Annotated in this window: 20 protein-coding genes; 15 read left to right on the top strand and 5 right to left on the bottom strand. The window is 44.7% G+C overall.

Annotated elements, in window-relative coordinates:
• Positions 1-20 precede the first annotated feature (20 nt).
• The 5 genes from L8106_RS03225 to L8106_RS03205 all read right to left on the bottom strand — a co-directional run bounded on the left by L8106_RS03225 (position 21) and on the right by L8106_RS03205 (position 6,658).
• Positions 21-1,082 carry a chemotaxis protein CheW gene (locus L8106_RS03225; protein ID WP_009782755.1) on the bottom strand — a complete coding sequence of 354 codons (1,062 nt, stop codon included), beginning with the start codon at positions 1,080-1,082 and terminating at the stop codon, positions 21-23.
• Positions 1,083-1,107: 25 nt separating this feature from the next.
• Positions 1,108-2,664, bottom strand: a complete 1,557-nt coding sequence (locus L8106_RS03220) for a CheR family methyltransferase (RefSeq protein ID WP_009782754.1) — start codon at positions 2,662-2,664, stop codon at positions 1,108-1,110.
• Between the two features lie 160 nt (positions 2,665-2,824).
• Entirely contained in the window at positions 2,825-4,573 is a 1,749-nt protein-coding gene (locus L8106_RS03215) for a R3H domain-containing nucleic acid-binding protein (protein WP_009782753.1), read from the bottom strand.
• Between the two features lie 96 nt (positions 4,574-4,669).
• Entirely contained in the window at positions 4,670-5,875 is a 1,206-nt protein-coding gene (gene ldpA, locus L8106_RS03210) for a circadian clock protein LdpA (RefSeq protein ID WP_039895381.1), read from the bottom strand.
• 306 nt (positions 5,876-6,181) lie between these two features.
• Positions 6,182-6,658, bottom strand: a complete 477-nt coding sequence (locus L8106_RS03205; RefSeq protein ID WP_009782751.1) for an NAD(P)H-quinone oxidoreductase subunit N — start codon at positions 6,656-6,658, stop codon at positions 6,182-6,184.
• 921 nt (positions 6,659-7,579) lie between these two features.
• On the opposite strand from L8106_RS03205, the gene rplC reads away from it, so the two are divergent.
• The 15 genes from rplC to L8106_RS31935 all read left to right on the top strand — a co-directional run bounded on the left by rplC (position 7,580) and on the right by L8106_RS31935 (position 14,960).
• Complete coding sequence (gene rplC, locus L8106_RS03200) at positions 7,580-8,269, top strand: 50S ribosomal protein L3 (protein WP_039895379.1); 690 nt, start codon at positions 7,580-7,582, stop codon at positions 8,267-8,269.
• A 13-nt stretch (positions 8,270-8,282) separates the two neighbouring features.
• A complete protein-coding gene (gene rplD, locus L8106_RS03195; RefSeq protein WP_009782749.1) occupies positions 8,283-8,915 on the top strand; it encodes a 50S ribosomal protein L4 in 633 nt (210 codons plus the stop codon).
• Positions 8,908-9,216 (top strand): 50S ribosomal protein L23, encoded by a 309-nt coding sequence (locus L8106_RS03190; protein ID WP_009782748.1) that lies wholly within the window; start codon positions 8,908-8,910, stop codon positions 9,214-9,216. The genes rplD and L8106_RS03190 overlap by 8 nt, the downstream gene beginning before the upstream one ends.
• Before the next feature lie 55 nt (positions 9,217-9,271).
• On the top strand, positions 9,272-10,135 hold the full coding sequence (rplB, locus tag L8106_RS03185) for a 50S ribosomal protein L2 (protein WP_009782747.1): 864 nt from the start codon (positions 9,272-9,274) through the stop codon (positions 10,133-10,135).
• A 92-nt stretch (positions 10,136-10,227) separates the two neighbouring features.
• Positions 10,228-10,512: a 30S ribosomal protein S19 gene (gene rpsS / locus L8106_RS03180; RefSeq protein ID WP_009782746.1), complete on the top strand. Its 285-nt coding sequence runs from the start codon at positions 10,228-10,230 to the stop codon at positions 10,510-10,512.
• Between the two features lie 102 nt (positions 10,513-10,614).
• On the top strand, positions 10,615-10,974 hold the full coding sequence (gene rplV / locus L8106_RS03175) for a 50S ribosomal protein L22 (RefSeq protein ID WP_009782745.1): 360 nt from the start codon (positions 10,615-10,617) through the stop codon (positions 10,972-10,974).
• 91 nt (positions 10,975-11,065) lie between these two features.
• Complete coding sequence (gene rpsC / locus L8106_RS03170; protein ID WP_009782744.1) at positions 11,066-11,794, top strand: 30S ribosomal protein S3; 729 nt, start codon at positions 11,066-11,068, stop codon at positions 11,792-11,794.
• 66 nt (positions 11,795-11,860) lie between these two features.
• A complete protein-coding gene (gene rplP / locus L8106_RS03165) occupies positions 11,861-12,289 on the top strand; it encodes a 50S ribosomal protein L16 (RefSeq protein WP_009782743.1) in 429 nt (142 codons plus the stop codon).
• 41 nt (positions 12,290-12,330) lie between these two features.
• Complete coding sequence (gene rpmC, locus L8106_RS03160) at positions 12,331-12,630, top strand: 50S ribosomal protein L29 (protein ID WP_009782742.1); 300 nt, start codon at positions 12,331-12,333, stop codon at positions 12,628-12,630.
• Positions 12,631-12,692: 62 nt separating this feature from the next.
• Positions 12,693-12,941 carry a 30S ribosomal protein S17 gene (gene rpsQ, locus L8106_RS03155; RefSeq protein ID WP_009782741.1) on the top strand — a complete coding sequence of 83 codons (249 nt, stop codon included), beginning with the start codon at positions 12,693-12,695 and terminating at the stop codon, positions 12,939-12,941.
• A 72-nt stretch (positions 12,942-13,013) separates the two neighbouring features.
• Entirely contained in the window at positions 13,014-13,382 is a 369-nt protein-coding gene (rplN, locus tag L8106_RS03150) for a 50S ribosomal protein L14 (RefSeq protein ID WP_009782740.1), read from the top strand.
• On the top strand, positions 13,383-13,733 hold the full coding sequence (rplX, locus tag L8106_RS03145) for a 50S ribosomal protein L24 (protein WP_009782739.1): 351 nt from the start codon (positions 13,383-13,385) through the stop codon (positions 13,731-13,733).
• An 89-nt stretch (positions 13,734-13,822) separates the two neighbouring features.
• The gene (gene rplE, locus L8106_RS03140) at positions 13,823-14,371 is read left to right on the top strand and encodes a 50S ribosomal protein L5 (RefSeq protein WP_009782738.1); all 549 of its coding nucleotides are present in this window, start codon (positions 13,823-13,825) and stop codon (positions 14,369-14,371) included.
• Positions 14,372-14,395: 24 nt separating this feature from the next.
• On the top strand, positions 14,396-14,797 hold the full coding sequence (gene rpsH / locus L8106_RS03135; protein WP_009782737.1) for a 30S ribosomal protein S8: 402 nt from the start codon (positions 14,396-14,398) through the stop codon (positions 14,795-14,797).
• A gap of 13 nt (positions 14,798-14,810) precedes the next feature.
• Positions 14,811-14,960 (top strand): hypothetical protein, encoded by a 150-nt coding sequence (locus tag L8106_RS31935; protein ID WP_009782736.1) that lies wholly within the window; start codon positions 14,811-14,813, stop codon positions 14,958-14,960.
• The last annotated feature ends 31 nt before the right edge of the window (positions 14,961-14,991 follow it).

The raw sequence follows: 14,991 nt of genomic DNA, 5'->3' as shown, positions 1-14,991 counted from the left end.
GTATTTAGCCTATATTTATTTTATACTTCCTCATTCACAATGAGTTCTTCTTGAGTTAAAATTTTCTTTAAGTCTAAGATACTCATCATTTTTTGTTTGTAGGGCGCTGTTCCCTGAAGATATTCATTTTGACCCGAACGAAGTGCTGTAGGATTTGAGTGGATTGTGGCAGAATTTAGATAAACAATATCAAAGACTTCATCAACAATCAAACCTGAAATGATCTGATCAACTTGAACAATGATGGCTTTTGAGAAGGTTGTCTTTTGAGTCGTAGATAAATTCAAAAAACTGCGAACATCTACTAACGTTACAATTTCGCCTCTAAGGTTAATGTTACCAACAATATGTTGAGGAGTGCAAGGAATTGGGGTAATATTATGGATTTCAATAAATTCTTTAACAATACTTAAAAGTATACCAAAATATTCTTGATTTAATCCTGCAATTGCTAAGGGTATTAATCCTTGAAAGTCTTGGGTTTGAGTCTCTTGTAATAAATTTTTAGCACGTTCTCGAAAAAGTTGTCGTTCTTCTGGAGTAGCATTGGGACAAAATACTAAATTTTTTTTACTTCTATTTAATATTGTTTGATCTTGAGTAATCTCCGAAAAAACTTCTGAATTTTGTATGATTTTTGTTTCAGAAATTAATCGTTTAAGTTCGATCAGCATCACAAAATCATCAGCAAGTTTTGCAATCCCAATAATCCAAGGACAAACAGAGCTTTTCTGTGATTTTTTTTCTGAATAAAAATCTGATAATTCTGTCGAAATTTCTGCGGCTGAAATCATCAAAAGTTCATCAACTTGATGGACTAACAAACCGACTCTAAACTGATTCCACTCAATCACAATAATACTATCCGTTAAATGATAGTCAGAAGTCGGAGAACCCCAGCGATAACTTAAGTCTAAAATGACTAAAAGTTGACCTCGTAAGTTAATCACACCAACAATTTCATCAGGTGTATCAGGAATAGGTTTGATCTCAGGGAGCAAGAAGATTTCCTGTACTGCTAAAGCATTTATCCCGTAGGATGTTTGATTCAGTTTAAAAATCAGATAGGGTGTTTTTTCCATTTTTATTTTGAGTTGAATTAATCATTTAATTAATATTGTTAATAATGCTGATTAAAGATATCTTTAATTCGGCAACAGTCAAATCTTCTGTATACTCGACTTTAGCTTGAGGAGGTAATTGTTGTAAAAGTTCTAAGGCTATAGTATAGTTTTGTTTAGCTTTTTTTTGATTGTCTTCTTGTTCATATAAGAATGCAAGTTTAACATAGGCAGAAATAGAAGAGGGGGAAATTCCTGACAAGTAGATAATTCGTTTAGCTAGTTTTTTAGCTTCTTCTTTATTATTAATTTCTTCCGCAATATTGAGTAAAATATAGCAGGGTAAAACTGAAAGTGAATCTACGGTAATCGCTTTTTGACAATAAGAAATTGCCTCTTTATATTGACCTAAGTTAGCATAGATTTTACCTAATAAGTAATAAGCGTCAAAATTAGATTTATTTTTATCTAAGAATAAATTTATTTTTTGGATCGCTTCTTTATATTTTTTGTGTTTAAATAGTTTATAAGCTTCTTCTATTTCTACGGTAAGCTTTGAATAATTGATGTCCGTAGCGATTGATGAATGTACTATTTTTGATTTTAAGTCAACTTGAGATTGTAAACTTTTCTGATTAATATTATTTTTTTTAAGATGAGTTTCAGGGCTTAAGTTTGAACCATTTTTTTGATTTTCAGGCGAAAGAACTATACATAAAGTCGAACGATCTAACTTGGAACTCGGGATAAAATGTTGAGATATACTTTCTGTCTCTTTAGGACGTTGATAAATAACAGACTCTGGAAATATTGTCGCTTTAAACGGATTGTTTTCTACACCTTGAAGCTCCGAATGAGCCGTAATTAGATACCCTTCAGGTTGGAGAGCTTGATAAAATTTATTAATCGCTTGAGAAATATGATGTTTTTCAAAATAAACAAATACATTCCGACAGATAACTAAGTCAAAATTTCTCAACTTAGAATCATCAGCCAGATCACCCTGAACCAAATTGAAATTCATAAACTTCACTGATTTTCGCGTTTTTGGATTGATTTTCCATCCTCCTCCCCAAGCCAGAAAAGACTTTGAAATGATTTCCGAGTCTACCTGACGAAATGACCAAGCACTATAAATCCCCTGTCTTGCTTTTTCTAAAGACAATTCATTAATATCAGTTCCCAAAATCAGAATTTTCCATTCTTCCCAGTTGGGAATCAATTGTTGGAGCAATAATGAAAGAGAATAAGGTTCCTCTCCCGTCGAACATCCCGCACTCCAGATCTGTAACTGTTTACTCTCTTTTTTACGAGCAATTAACTGAGGTAAAATTACAGTCTGTAACAACTTAAACTGTCCGCGATCACGAAAAAAATAACTTTCAGGTGTGGTAATCAAAGGAATAAGCTGACGCCATTCATTTTGACTCACAGACGTCTCACCCGTTAAGAGATTGTAATAATCTTGAGGATGAGAATATCTCAACTCTCTAGCTCGTGTGACAATTTTTTGAGATAAGACCGGATAATCTTGCAGTCTAATTTGTAAACCGATCTGAGCGGAAATCAATTGAGCAAAACGTTGAATTAAAATTTCATCCATTCAAAATAATAATTTTCAGGGGTGATCAACGAGCTTAATATCAGTTTAACCACAAACTCGAAAAGAAAGCAGGAAAGACCGTTATCTCCCCTGCTAATTGATAAAATTGTTAATGTTGAGGTGTTGTCAATTCCCTCAAGCCCTAGCTTCAAACCCAAAATTAAGCGGGATAAATTCGCAAACGACGGTTAGGTTCTTCGCCAAAACTGTTTGATTTCAAGCGATAATGTTCCACTAACTCATGCTGCATTTTCCGAACTTGGGGCGATCGCGGTAGCAATTCCACAGGTTGTCCTTTAGGAATCACAATTTGCTCAACCGCCAAACGAGCTTCTTCAAGAGCTTCGATCTCATCTTCAGACCCACTCCGCGCAAACAAAGCCAAATCAGGAACTTCCGGCGCATTGGGATCTTCCATATTCAGTAACCGTCGCAACGCCCGAGCCACTTGCGGCGCACTTCCCGACTTCACCGTATGAATCGGAACTTGACGAGTTTTTGCCATGTGTCGGAGTTTAGACTGATTGCGAATATGCGATCGCAACGCCAACACCACATCCGCACTATCAATATCCTTAGTCAGCGCCACAGGTAACCGTAAGCTACGAATCACTTGATCAAGCTGGTGACGAGCAATCCCGTAAGGATAAATGTGCAGAGGCAAATCTTCCCCATTCGGACCAACGGCTGGATGTTCAGCATTACCCCCAACAATCCCTCTTAACCCCGTAGTAAAAGAAGCATCGAGCAGTTGTTCAAAATATTTATTTTCCGGCGTTGATTTTTCCGGCGGAATCGGGATCATTTTCCCCGAACCCCGTAACCCCGTTAATCCCGGGGCAGAAACCTCCACACTTTTCATCACCTGCGGACTCAAGGTGCGGGTTGGCGGAGCCGCCGAGGGGCTATTATAGCGTTCCTCCACCATAGAGACTTCCCCCGCTTCATCCATCGTTCGCACTTGTAATGTGGGCTGCATTCCCCGCAACAAGCTATCAATTGTACTCGCGACGCTCTCATGTACCACCCAGCGATCGCGTTCGAGCATCTCAATAGCAATTTCAAACGTCGGAGGGGCTTTACGCTCCAACACCGTTTTTTGTGAGCCTCGCCGCCGTGCTTCCTCGTCTCCTAACGTCACTGCTTGAATGCCCCCAATTAAATCAGCTAAAGTCGGATTTTTCATCAAATTTTCAATCCGATTCCCATGAGCCGTACCAATCAGTTGCACCCCGCGTTCAGCAATCGTTCGAGCCGCTATTGCCTCCAATTCCGTACCGATTTCATCGATCACAATCACTTCCGGCATATGGTTTTCCACCGCCTCGATCATGACCTGATGTTGCAGTTCCGGACGAGCCACCTGCATTCGACGAGCGCGACCAATTGCCGGATGAGGAATATCACCATCTCCGGCGATTTCATTCGACGTATCGATAATGACGACCCGTTTGGATAATTCATCGGCAAGCACACGAGCAATTTCTCGTAATGCTGTGGTTTTACCCACCCCAGGACGACCGAGCATTAAAATCGATTGACCCGTTTCGACTAAATCTCGGATCATGCCTACTTTACCAAACACGGCTCGGCCCACCCGACAGGTTAAGCCAATGACTTTGCCTGTACGGTTGCGAATGGCGCTAATCCGGTGTAAAGTACGCTCGATACCTGCACGGTTATCACCGCTAAATTCTCCGATTTGAGAAATACAATGGTCTAGGTCTTCCCAAGAAACTGCCGTTTGGGAGATATACTCCGCTCCTAATGGAAAACGAGCTTCGGGACAACGACCCAAATCCAAGACAATCTCAATGAGACTATTACGTTGAGGGTGTAACTCCACATTCCGTCGAATTTCCTCGGGAACAATATTGAGCAATCTATTAAGGTCGTCTGTAATCTGCATACTTCCAACAGTGACGTTTTCTTTCCGTGTGATCAGGGGCAAATGATAGGGCGTTAAACGGGAGTAGTCGGCGAGGAATGTCTTCTGTGCCAACGCTTAACCCCTTGCCGACTGAAATCCCTTAAGTTGGGCAACGAGGGAATGGGCAAGGCTCACAGTCTGCCAAAGCAGCTCTGGATTGGTTTCCAGTCGGGTGAGCGCTGAAGGTTGAGCTGTTGTTGCTAACCCTACGTCGTTGTTTGGGCTTGACCCAGGTTCAGGGGTATAGTTTGATTCTAGTTTTTCTAAAAGAGGTGACAACAATACCCGGGCATAGCTCCCATAGGCTACACCCGCAACCGTTCTGGATCTAAGGGAGTTTACCCGTGCGACACCCGGACGAGCAAGTTTAGATGGATTTTGGGGTCGGCTAGATGCGAGTAAACCCATTGATTTAAGCTTGGCGACGGTAGAATGGTTGGTTCCACCTGCCAGTTGCACATATCCTGGCAAATTTGCCGCCAACACTTTTTGACCCAGTTTGAGACTGGCTGTGGTTGTTCCCGCTCCGATATCCCCACTCATTGGTCGTCCGTCAGTTTGCCAGATCAGCGGACAAGGTAAAGGAGAGATGATTTCATACAGTGTCCGTAAATAATTAATCAGGTCGCCACCATCTGGACAACTAATTGCGACTAATTTAAGCTGATTGATCCAGGGTTGCACACTGTACCAAAGTCGTTTAAAATCAGAGTCTCTCCCGACTTGTGTGTGAATCTCGATCGCGTCTACTCCTGCCGACAGCACTAAGGGTGCAATGTTTTCTGGAGTAGAAACATAGGAGCGAGTTGAGATGATTTGACTCGGACAAATTGGAATGCAACGACCGCAGCCATAGCACAGCGGATCTCGAACACCGCCAATAGAGGGGTTAACGGGATCGTTAAAGGTGATCGCATTCGCCGGACATACCGTTTCGCAGGGTCGCCAACAGTCTGACGGACAAGCCGTTGAGTCAAATTCTGCCTTGCGGAAATGGGGATCTTCGCCGTCATTGAAGCTGACCATCAGCAACGGTTGAGAGACAGCAGGAAATCCTCGTACTCTCGCAGGTTCAGCCCAATTTGAGGCTGTTACCATCGCTTCACGAGCCACAGCAATGACCGCAGGATCGGCTGCAATATCAATACAGTCGGCACCTGCGAGGGTATAGGCAAAAGTCAGATTGCGAACCGCAGGCAAATGTTGGTAACTGGCTCCGCAAATTAGTTTGAACCAGTTGCCAGATTGCAAGGATTGGAGAGGGGAACTGTTCATTGTCACAGTTAATATGGTGACACAATCCCGCTCAAATTACTCATTCACCTTAAGAGAAAACTGAAGTCATTTGATTTAGGGGATTCATAAAATTTTTCTTCTTTTCATTACTCTTGTCCCCCGGACACTACGGGTAGCATTAATTACACATTTTGAACACTACAGCTAGTTATGGGGAGTTGAGGTGATCGGGTGACGGGGGTGGTGGGGAGAGGTCTTTTTGGAGATGAAAAATCACTTTTTATTCATAAAAATCCTCCCTACCTCCCTACCTCCCCACTTCCCTACCTCCCTTCTGGCTATTCCCTCTCTCTAGGCTGCGACTAAAATCTCTTTGAGAGGTTGATAACGAAAATAGCGAGCGCCTCCCATCTCAATAGCGATTTTCACTCGGGGTTCAAGACTTGGTAATTGAGTCAGAAATTCAACTTCTTGACTCGATAAAATATGGCCTTCGATCATCCATAAAACCAATCCTTTTGATTTCGCGGGGATTTGTTCGAGCTGATAATTAAGAATCGGAGGAACATAATAAACATTACCCACCGCAGCATCATTACCACTACTTTTTTTTCCCAAATGAGGCGGACGTACCCCATGAACTCCCGTCAAATAGGCTGATAAATCCCCTAAGCCTCGGGCAGATAAGGTGTAAGTCGTGTAACCTGCGGCCCGTAAGCGACGGCGGTAACGGCCCTCCATCCCTCCCTCCAGGGGAACATAGAGTGCCAATGCACCTTGAGTTTCTAAATCCCGAATAAATTTACCACCCGTTGTGATTAATGCCATAGGATTACTTGATACCTCACGTGTAAAGATTGCTCATTTCTGTACTCAATTCAATAGATATTATAGGGGTCAGGTTCAGCCCCATTCTCCGATTGAAAAAAACTACCTAAAAAATCCAGATAGGGCTTGACAGACCAACATCTTTAAAATACAATTAGAAATTGTCGCCAAAAGTCCGAACAACTGTCGGGTTCAAAACAAGCAGGCAGCACAGATACAGTGAAAACTTGTGAAGTGAAAACTTGCAGAAATCAGCTAGACCATTCTCTCAGGAGTTGCAAGCTGACTGAGAACCAGAAGCGTCAATCGAAGTATGATTGAACCCACAGTTAGAGAGGTTATACCCCAGTAAAAGCTAATTGCAGCTACTCCGTCCGCTATTGGGTTTAACTTTCTCCTCCATCCTAAAAAGGATACGGAAAGGATACTGACTGGCTTGCCATTCAAGTCCTTGCGACATTCGATTCGGTATTGAGGAATTTCCTCAATCTTAGAGCAGCTTAAACCAGTTAAGAGCTTAAAGCCGTGTCAGGTAGCCGAGTCTTTCTCCTACAACTTGAGTAGGAAAAGATTTTCGTGTGTCTGAATACTGTATTGGGTTAACCCAGAGATCTTCACCAACAAGATTTCTAGAAATTCCCATTCGCGAAGCCTATTATTGCCAGAATCCATTATAGCCGTTGGACGGATAGTGGCTTGGATGAGCAACTGGAGCGTTCCTACGGCAAACGATTTACAAAAATTCCTGCACGAGACGATCAATCTTGACAGAGTGGAAGCACTTACGAGAGTTGAAAATCGTAAATCTCACGCACGCAGGGAGTCTGGTCGGAGACCGTTATATGCTCCCCTCAAGCCGACCCCAACTGACGGGAGAATCAGTTAACTGAATTCGTACATAGAGTAGAGAGGCTAGTTGAAGTGTCTGTAGGTATCCTCGGCACAAAACTCGGCATGACCCAGGTCTTTGATGCCGAAAGTGGAATCGCGATTCCCGTCACCGTCATCGAAGCAGGGCCGTGCATTGTGACCCAAATCAAAACCGAATCCACCGATGGCTACACCGCCATCCAACTGGGTTACGGAGAAGTCAAAAACAAAACCCGTAAACTCAATACCGTCAAGTCCCCCGGCAAAGAGGTGAATAAATACCTCAGCAATGCCGAACAGGGACACCTGGCTAAGTCCGGAGGTCAGCTCGTTCGTCATCTGCGAGAGTACCGCATCGAAGACACCAGTAGCTATGAACTGGGTCAGGAACTCAAAGCCGATTTATTTGAACCCGGTCAGCTCGTCGATGTTAGCGGAATTAGCATGGGACGGGGTTTTTCAGGTTTTCAAAAACGACACAATTTCCGACGAGGGCCAATGGCTCACGGGTCTAAAAACCACCGTCAACCGGGTTCAATCGGTCCGGGAACCACACCCGGTCGCGTTTATCCGGGTAAAAAGATGGCGGGACGTTATGGCGGGAAAAAAATCACCACCAGCAAATTGATTGTGGTGCGGATTGATCCCGAACGGAACCTACTGCTAATCAAAGGAGCAGTTCCCGGAAAACCCGGTGGTTTACTCAATATCACCCCAGCCAACTTGGTTGGGCGTAAATAGAGAGGAGAGAAACATGGCTGATTGTGTTGTACGCAACTGGGAAGGCGAACAAGTTGGACAAGCCAACTTAGAACTCAAAGTTGCCAAAGAAGAAAATGCAGCCCACATCGTTCATCGGGCCTTAGTGCGACAGATGAACAATGCTCGTCAGGGAAGTGCAAGTAGTAAAACCCGAGCCGAAGTCAGAGGGGGAGGACGCAAACCCTGGAGACAAAAAGGCACAGGTCGAGCCAGAGCCGGATCAATTCGTTCTCCCTTGTGGCGGGGAGGCGGTGTCATATTTGGGCCAAAACCCCGGGACTTTTCCCAGAAAATGAACCGCAAAGAAAGACGTCTAGCGCTGCGAACCGCTTTGCAAAGCCGGATCGAAGACATTGTGGTGGTCGAAGAATTTCTAGAGCAACTTCCTCGTCCAAAAACCAAAGACTTAGTTGCGGCGATGAGTCGGTGGGGAATCGAACCCGAGTCCAAAGTCTTATTAGTCCTGCCTGAAAAACAAGAAAACGTTTATCTGTCGGGGCGTAACATTGCTCGGATGAGAATTTGTCTAGCCGATAGTCTTAACGTCTATGACATTCTCCACGCCGACAATATTGTGACCACAGCCGCAGCCCTTGAGAAAATCCAGGAGGTTTACGGTGACTGAATATCAAACCCGCGATCTCGCTGACGTGATCAAACGACCAATTGTGACGGAAAAAGCAACCGTATTAATGGAGCTAAACCAGTTCACCTTTGATGTCGATCCTCGGGCGAGTAAACCCGTCATTAAAGAAGCGGTCGAACTTTTGTTCTCCGTCAAAGTTCTCAGTATCAATACTCATAATCCGCCCCGTAAACGGCGTAGAGTCGGCAAATTTATCGGATTCAAATCTCGCTATAAACGAGCCATTGTTACTCTAGAGGATGGAGAACCCCTAAGAAAAATCCTATTCCCCGAAGTTTAAGGGAAACTCACAATTTAGGATTGTTTTTTTGCAGATTTAAAAATGAGGGAAAATCATGGGAATTCGTTCATATCGACCCTATACCCCAAGCACTCGACAACATTCAGTTTCAGACTTTGCTGAAGTTACACGCTCAACCCCTGAACCTTCCCTCGTCACGACCAAACATCGTCATAAGGGACGGAACAACCGAGGTGTAATCACCTGTCGTCATCGGGGTGGAGGACATAAAAAACTCTACCGTATCATTGATTTTCGTCGCGATAAACATAATATCCCGGCAAAAGTTGCAGAGATCGAATACGACCCCAACCGTAACGCCCGCATCGCCTTGCTGCATTATATCGATGGCGAAAAGCGATATATTTTGCATCCGGTCGGGTTAAAAGTTGGTACCGTGATCACCTCCGGGCCAGAGTCCGCCATTGAAGTGGGTAACGCATTACCCCTATCGAGGATTCCGTTAGGAACAGACGTTCATAATGTCGAATTAATACCCGGAAAAGGCGGACAAGTCGTGCGAGCAGCCGGAGCCAGCGCTCAACTCATGGCAAAAGAAGGGGAATATGTCACCCTGAAATTGCCTTCGGGAGAACAACGCAAAATCCCGGCTCGTTCCTATGCAACCATCGGACAAGTGGGCAACATCGAAGCCCGTAACATCAGCATCGGTAAAGCAGGTCGCAACCGTTGGAAAGGAAAAAGACCCACCGTTCGCGGAAGTGTGATGAACCCGGTCGATCACCCTCATGGAGGTGGTGAAGGACGCGCTCCCATCGGTCGCAGTGGCCCTTGTACACCTTGGGGTAAACCTGCCTTGGGTCTGAAAACCCGCAACCCCAAAAAGCGCAGCACTAAATTAATTGTCCGTCGTCGCCGCAAATCCTCCAAACGGGGTAAGGGCGGTCGTCAGAGTTAATTGCGTTCGAGTCTCTGTTTGCCAGACTTGACGAACGGCAGAGAAATCTCCTGAAATTCTGAACGCTGAACATTACCCAAAGAGTTGTCACTATGTCTCGTTCACTCAAGAAAGGCCCATTTGTCGCCGATCATTTACTCAAAAAAATTGCCGCCTTAGATGCCAGTGGCAAAAAAGGCAAAGAAGTGATCAAAACCTGGTCACGAGCTTCGACAATTTTGCCCCTGATGGTGGGTCATACCATCGCCGTACACAACGGCCGCCAACACGTTCCTGTCTTTGTGACCGAACAAATGGTTGGACATAAGTTAGGTGAATTTGCTCCAACTCGCACTTATCGGAGTCATGCCGGGGGCGATAAAAAGGCTCGTCGATAAGACCAATCCGGATTAAACGATTGTTGCCTAATACAGCAATCATTGACTGGTAAAGGCGTTCACCCGGAACGTCTCTACACCCAAGGGATCGAGGAAACCATAATGCCTGTAGACACTAGCACAGAAGTTAAAGCGATCGCTCGCTATATTCGGATGTCGCCTCACAAAGTACGACGAGTCCTCGATCAAATTCGGGGACGCTCCTATCGAGAGGCGCTGATCATTCTAGAATTTATGCCTTATCGGTCTTGTCAGCCTATTTTAAAGGCTTTGCGTTCTGCCGTAGCCAATGCTGAACACAATCAGGGTTTAGATCCAGCGACTCTGGTTGTCTCTCAAGCTTTTGCCGACCAAGGCCCAAGTTTGAAACGCTATCGCCCACGCGCTCAAGGTCGTGCCTATCAAATTCGCAAGCCCACTTGTCACATTACCGTGGCAGTTGCTCCGAATGTTGAAGAATAAATTAATTCCAGTTCAACAATTACAATCCATTGAATTTTGTACCTTTCAATCCAATGATGAATCGTTAACCCATTTCATACCTTAATTCGCTATGGGACAAAAAATTAATCCAGTCGGTTTTCGTTTAGGAATCACCCAAGAACATAAGTCTAGATGGTTCGCCGATGCCAAACATTATCCCGACCTGCTGCAAGAAGACTATAAAATCCGCCAATACATTCAAAAAAACCTGAGTAATGCCGGGATTTCGGATGTTCGGATTGAACGTAAAGCCGATCAAATCGACTTAGAAGTGTTAACCGCACGACCTGGGGTTGTTGTGGGTCGAGGCGGAACAGGGATTGAATCGCTGCGCGTCGGTTTACAAAAAGAACTGGGCAACAATCGTCAGATTCGGATCAACGTTGTCGAAGTCGCTCGTGTTGACGCCGATGCCCGCTTAATCGCAGAATACATTGCCCAGCAGCTCGAAAAACGGGTATCCTTCCGTCGGGTGGTTCGTCAGGCGATTACCCGCGCTCAAAAAGCCGGAGTAGAAGGGATCAAAGTTCAAGTGAGCGGCCGCCTCAATGGGGCTGAAATTGCCCGGACAGAATGGACTCGTGAAGGTCGAGTTCCCCTGCATACCCTGCGGGCAGATATTGACTACGCCTACTGCACCGCTTTGACCATTTATGGCATTCTCGGCATTAAAGTTTGGGTGTTCAAAGGTGAAATTATTCCCGGACAGGAAGAAACCTCAAACTCTGCAAATGTCGGTCAACCGAGACGCAAACAACCGCGACGTCAAAAATATGATGATCGCTCGAATGAAGGATAGAGAAACCGAAAATGATCAGGCTTCTTACCCTTCGACTGATCGCCCACAACTTACCACGAACCACCGATGTTAAGTCCTAAAAGAACGAAATTCCGTAAACAGCAACGGGGCCGAATGAGAGGTCAAGCGAGCCGAGGAAATACTATTAGCTTCGGCGAATATGCTTTGCAAGCTCTCGAACCCTCTTGGATTACTGCCCGCCAAATAGAAGCTGCTCGTCGGGCGATGACTCGTTACATTCGTCGGGGTGGACAGATTTGGATTCGGATTTTTCCCGATAAACCGATTACCATGCGTCCGGCTGAAACTCGGATGGGTTCCGGTAAAGGTGCGCCTGAGTATTGGGTTGCTGTAGTTAAGCCCGGACGGATTATGTTTGAACTCGCTGGCGTTTCTGAAGAAATTGCTCGCGAAGCCATGCGTTTAGCCGACTCTAAATTACCGATTAAGACAAAGTTTATTGTCAAACCAAAGGAGGAAGAATCCTCTGAATAAAAGGATAGAATTTTAAAGGATATAGAGGAGGTTAAGGAGTTATGGCTTTTCCAAAAATCAAAGAGGTGAGACAGTTAAATGATGAACAACTGTCAGACAAGATTATTGAACTCAAAAAACATCTGGCAAATCTGCGTCTATTGAAAGCAACAGGACGACTAGAAAAGCCTCACGAGTTTAAACATACTCAACATCAACTGGCTCAATTATTTACCGTTGAACGGGAACGACAACACCAGGCTGAAGCAGAAGAATCTGCTACCCCACCGTTAGAGGAAACCGCATCAACTGCAACTCCTGAACCGGAATTAGCCGCCGCTTCCTCCCCAGAAGAAGCCTAAAAAAGTCAGCGAAGGGAAGCAAATTCTTTTCAGGTTTGACAATATATTGAGTACACCAAACTATGGCAATCAAAGAACGAGTTGGCTTAGTCGTCAGCAACAAAATGGAGAAAACAGTCGTGGTGGCGATTGAAAACCGTTCCCCCCACCGCAAGTATGGAAAAATCGTGGTGAAAACCAGACGGTATAAAGCTCACGATGAAGAAAATCAGTGTCAAGAAGGGGATAGAGTTCGCATTCAAGAAACTCGACCTCTGAGTAAAACAAAACGTTGGAACGTGATTGAAATTCTAACTTCTCGACCGGAATAATCACCAGCGAGAACGTTTCTAAGATTTTCAGATCATTTCAACAATCAACCTCTCAACAATCGATGAAGTGTCATGATTCAAACGCAGACTATCCTGAATGTTGCTGATAATAGCGGAGCGCGAAAAGTGATGTGTATCCGCATCCTGGGTGGAGGTAATCGTCGCTACGCCCGGATTGGCGATGAGATTATTGCTGTGGTTAAAGATGCGATTCCCAACATGGCCGTTAAACGATCAGATGTGGTCAGAGCGGTCGTTGTCCGGACTCGTCACAGTCTGCGCCGTGATAGTGGCATGAGCATCCGGTTTGATGATAACGCCGCCGTGATTATTAACCCGGAGGGTAATCCTCGAGGAACCCGCGTATTCGGCCCCATCGCTCGTGAACTGCGGGAGAAAAATTACATGAAAATCGTTTCCTTAGCACCGGAGGTTATTTAAATGGCGCTTAAGAAGCAACCCTCATCCCAACGTCAGAAAATGCACGTCAAAACAGGGGATACCGTACAAATTATTGCCGGAAAAGATAAAGGCAAAGTTGGAGAAGTTATCCGCGCTATTCCTCGGTTGAGTAAAGTCGTAGTTAAGGATATTAACATCCGCACCAAACACGTCAAGCCTCAACAAGAAGGAGAATCCGGCAAAATCATTACCTTTGAAGCTCCAATTCATAGCTCTAATGTCATGCTGTATTCCACCAAAGAAAAAGTCGCTAGTCGCATTTGTTACACCTTAACCGACGAAGGGCGCAAAGTAAGAATGCTCAAAAAAACCGGAGAGATTCTTGATTAATTTCTCGAAAACAACGGGAAAAAAATCACTCTCAACTTGGTATCAACCCCTCCCTGACCAAGCCCAGGGATAGAAAAGGATCAAGCACAATGGCAGTCACTCAAATTAAAAATCAGTATCTCGAAAAAGTCGTTCCCAAGCTCATGGAGCAATTTGGATATCAAAATATCCATCAAGTTCCCAAGATTATTAAAATAACTATTAATCGTGGCTTGGGAGAAGCTTCGCAAAATGCTAAAGCCCTCGACTCATCACTCAAGGAAATCTCCATGATCACTGGACAAAAACCAGTGGTGACCCGAGCCAAAAAAGCGATCGCCGGATTTAAAATTCGTCAAGGAATGCCCGTTGGGGTGATGGTTACATTGCGCTCAGATCGGATGTATGCCTTCTTAGAGCGACTCATTCACCTGGCATTGCCTCGAATTCGGGACTTTCGGGGGATTAGCCCTAAAAGCTTCGATGGGCGAGGAAATTACAGTTTGGGTGTTCGAGAACAACTCATTTTCCCTGAAATTGAATACGACAGCATCGATCAAATTCGGGGTTTAGATATTTCAATTATTACCACCGCTCAGTCCGACGAAGAAGGACGTGCCTTACTCAAAGAGATGGGAATGCCCTTCCGGGAAAACTAAGGCGATTAGATCAACGAAATAACTATGCCAACAAACGATACCATTTCAGATATGTTGACGCGCATTCGGAACTCTTGCTTGGCGCGACATCAAACCACACACATTCCCTCCACCAAAATGACTCGCAGCATTGCTAAAGTGCTGAGAAACGAAGGCTTTATTGGAGAGTATGAAGAAACCGGAGAAGGAATCAAAAAAGCTTTGGTTCTTTCCTTGAAGTACAATCCCAAAACTCGCACTCCCATTATCAAAAAGCTAAAACGAGTCAGCCGTCCGGGTTTACGAGTTTATAGCAACCGTAAAGAACTTCCTCGGGTTTTAGGAGGAATTGGGATTGCGATTATCTCTACCTCTCGCGGAGTGATGACCGACCGAGAAGCCCGTATTCAGGGTATTGGCGGAGAAGTGCTTTGTTATATCTGGTAAGTCGAGTTGAAAGTTGCGTCAACGTTCAAATCGTCTCGATTTTACAACGGATAGTCAACCCAAAAAGCGACAAGCGGGGTCACGCCTGCGTCAAGCAATTTTTCAGTCGGAACGAATTGACTCGATCTGCTGGTTCGCTTCAATGGATGAGGCGTTAAGTTAACTGAATTCGTATTTGTTGAGCAATTGCGCGA

Origin of the sequence: Lyngbya sp. PCC 8106, from assembly GCF_000169095.1 — a bacterium.
In the GTDB taxonomy this organism is placed as follows: Bacteria; Cyanobacteriota; Cyanobacteriia; order Cyanobacteriales; family Microcoleaceae; genus Capilliphycus.
The sequence above is the reverse complement of the archived record's forward strand: the minus strand, read 5'-3'. Positions and strand labels throughout refer to the sequence as shown.

Excerpts from the sequence above, each read along its gene's own strand:
- rplE (WP_009782738.1), top strand. The coding sequence starts at position 13,823 with ATGGCAGTCACTCAAATTAAAAATCAGTATCTCGAAAAAGTCGTTCCC.
- L8106_RS03215 (WP_009782753.1), bottom strand. The coding sequence starts at position 4,573 with ATGCAGATTACAGACGACCTTAATAGATTGCTCAATATTGTTCCCGAG.
- rplB (WP_009782747.1), top strand. The coding sequence starts at position 9,272 with ATGGGAATTCGTTCATATCGACCCTATACCCCAAGCACTCGACAACAT.
- L8106_RS03220 (WP_009782754.1), bottom strand. The coding sequence starts at position 2,664 with ATGGATGAAATTTTAATTCAACGTTTTGCTCAATTGATTTCCGCTCAG.
- L8106_RS03205 (WP_009782751.1), bottom strand. The coding sequence starts at position 6,658 with ATGGCATTAATCACAACGGGTGGTAAATTTATTCGGGATTTAGAAACT.
- rplV (WP_009782745.1), top strand. The coding sequence starts at position 10,615 with ATGCCTGTAGACACTAGCACAGAAGTTAAAGCGATCGCTCGCTATATT.
- rpsH (WP_009782737.1), top strand. The coding sequence starts at position 14,396 with ATGCCAACAAACGATACCATTTCAGATATGTTGACGCGCATTCGGAAC.
- rpsQ (WP_009782741.1), top strand. The coding sequence starts at position 12,693 with ATGGCAATCAAAGAACGAGTTGGCTTAGTCGTCAGCAACAAAATGGAG.
- rpmC (WP_009782742.1), top strand. The coding sequence starts at position 12,331 with ATGGCTTTTCCAAAAATCAAAGAGGTGAGACAGTTAAATGATGAACAA.
- rplN (WP_009782740.1), top strand. The coding sequence starts at position 13,014 with ATGATTCAAACGCAGACTATCCTGAATGTTGCTGATAATAGCGGAGCG.
- rpsS (WP_009782746.1), top strand. The coding sequence starts at position 10,228 with ATGTCTCGTTCACTCAAGAAAGGCCCATTTGTCGCCGATCATTTACTC.
- rplD (WP_009782749.1), top strand. The coding sequence starts at position 8,283 with ATGGCTGATTGTGTTGTACGCAACTGGGAAGGCGAACAAGTTGGACAA.
- rplX (WP_009782739.1), top strand. The coding sequence starts at position 13,383 with ATGGCGCTTAAGAAGCAACCCTCATCCCAACGTCAGAAAATGCACGTC.
- L8106_RS03225 (WP_009782755.1), bottom strand. The coding sequence starts at position 1,082 with ATGGAAAAAACACCCTATCTGATTTTTAAACTGAATCAAACATCCTAC.
- rpsC (WP_009782744.1), top strand. The coding sequence starts at position 11,066 with ATGGGACAAAAAATTAATCCAGTCGGTTTTCGTTTAGGAATCACCCAA.
- rplP (WP_009782743.1), top strand. The coding sequence starts at position 11,861 with ATGTTAAGTCCTAAAAGAACGAAATTCCGTAAACAGCAACGGGGCCGA.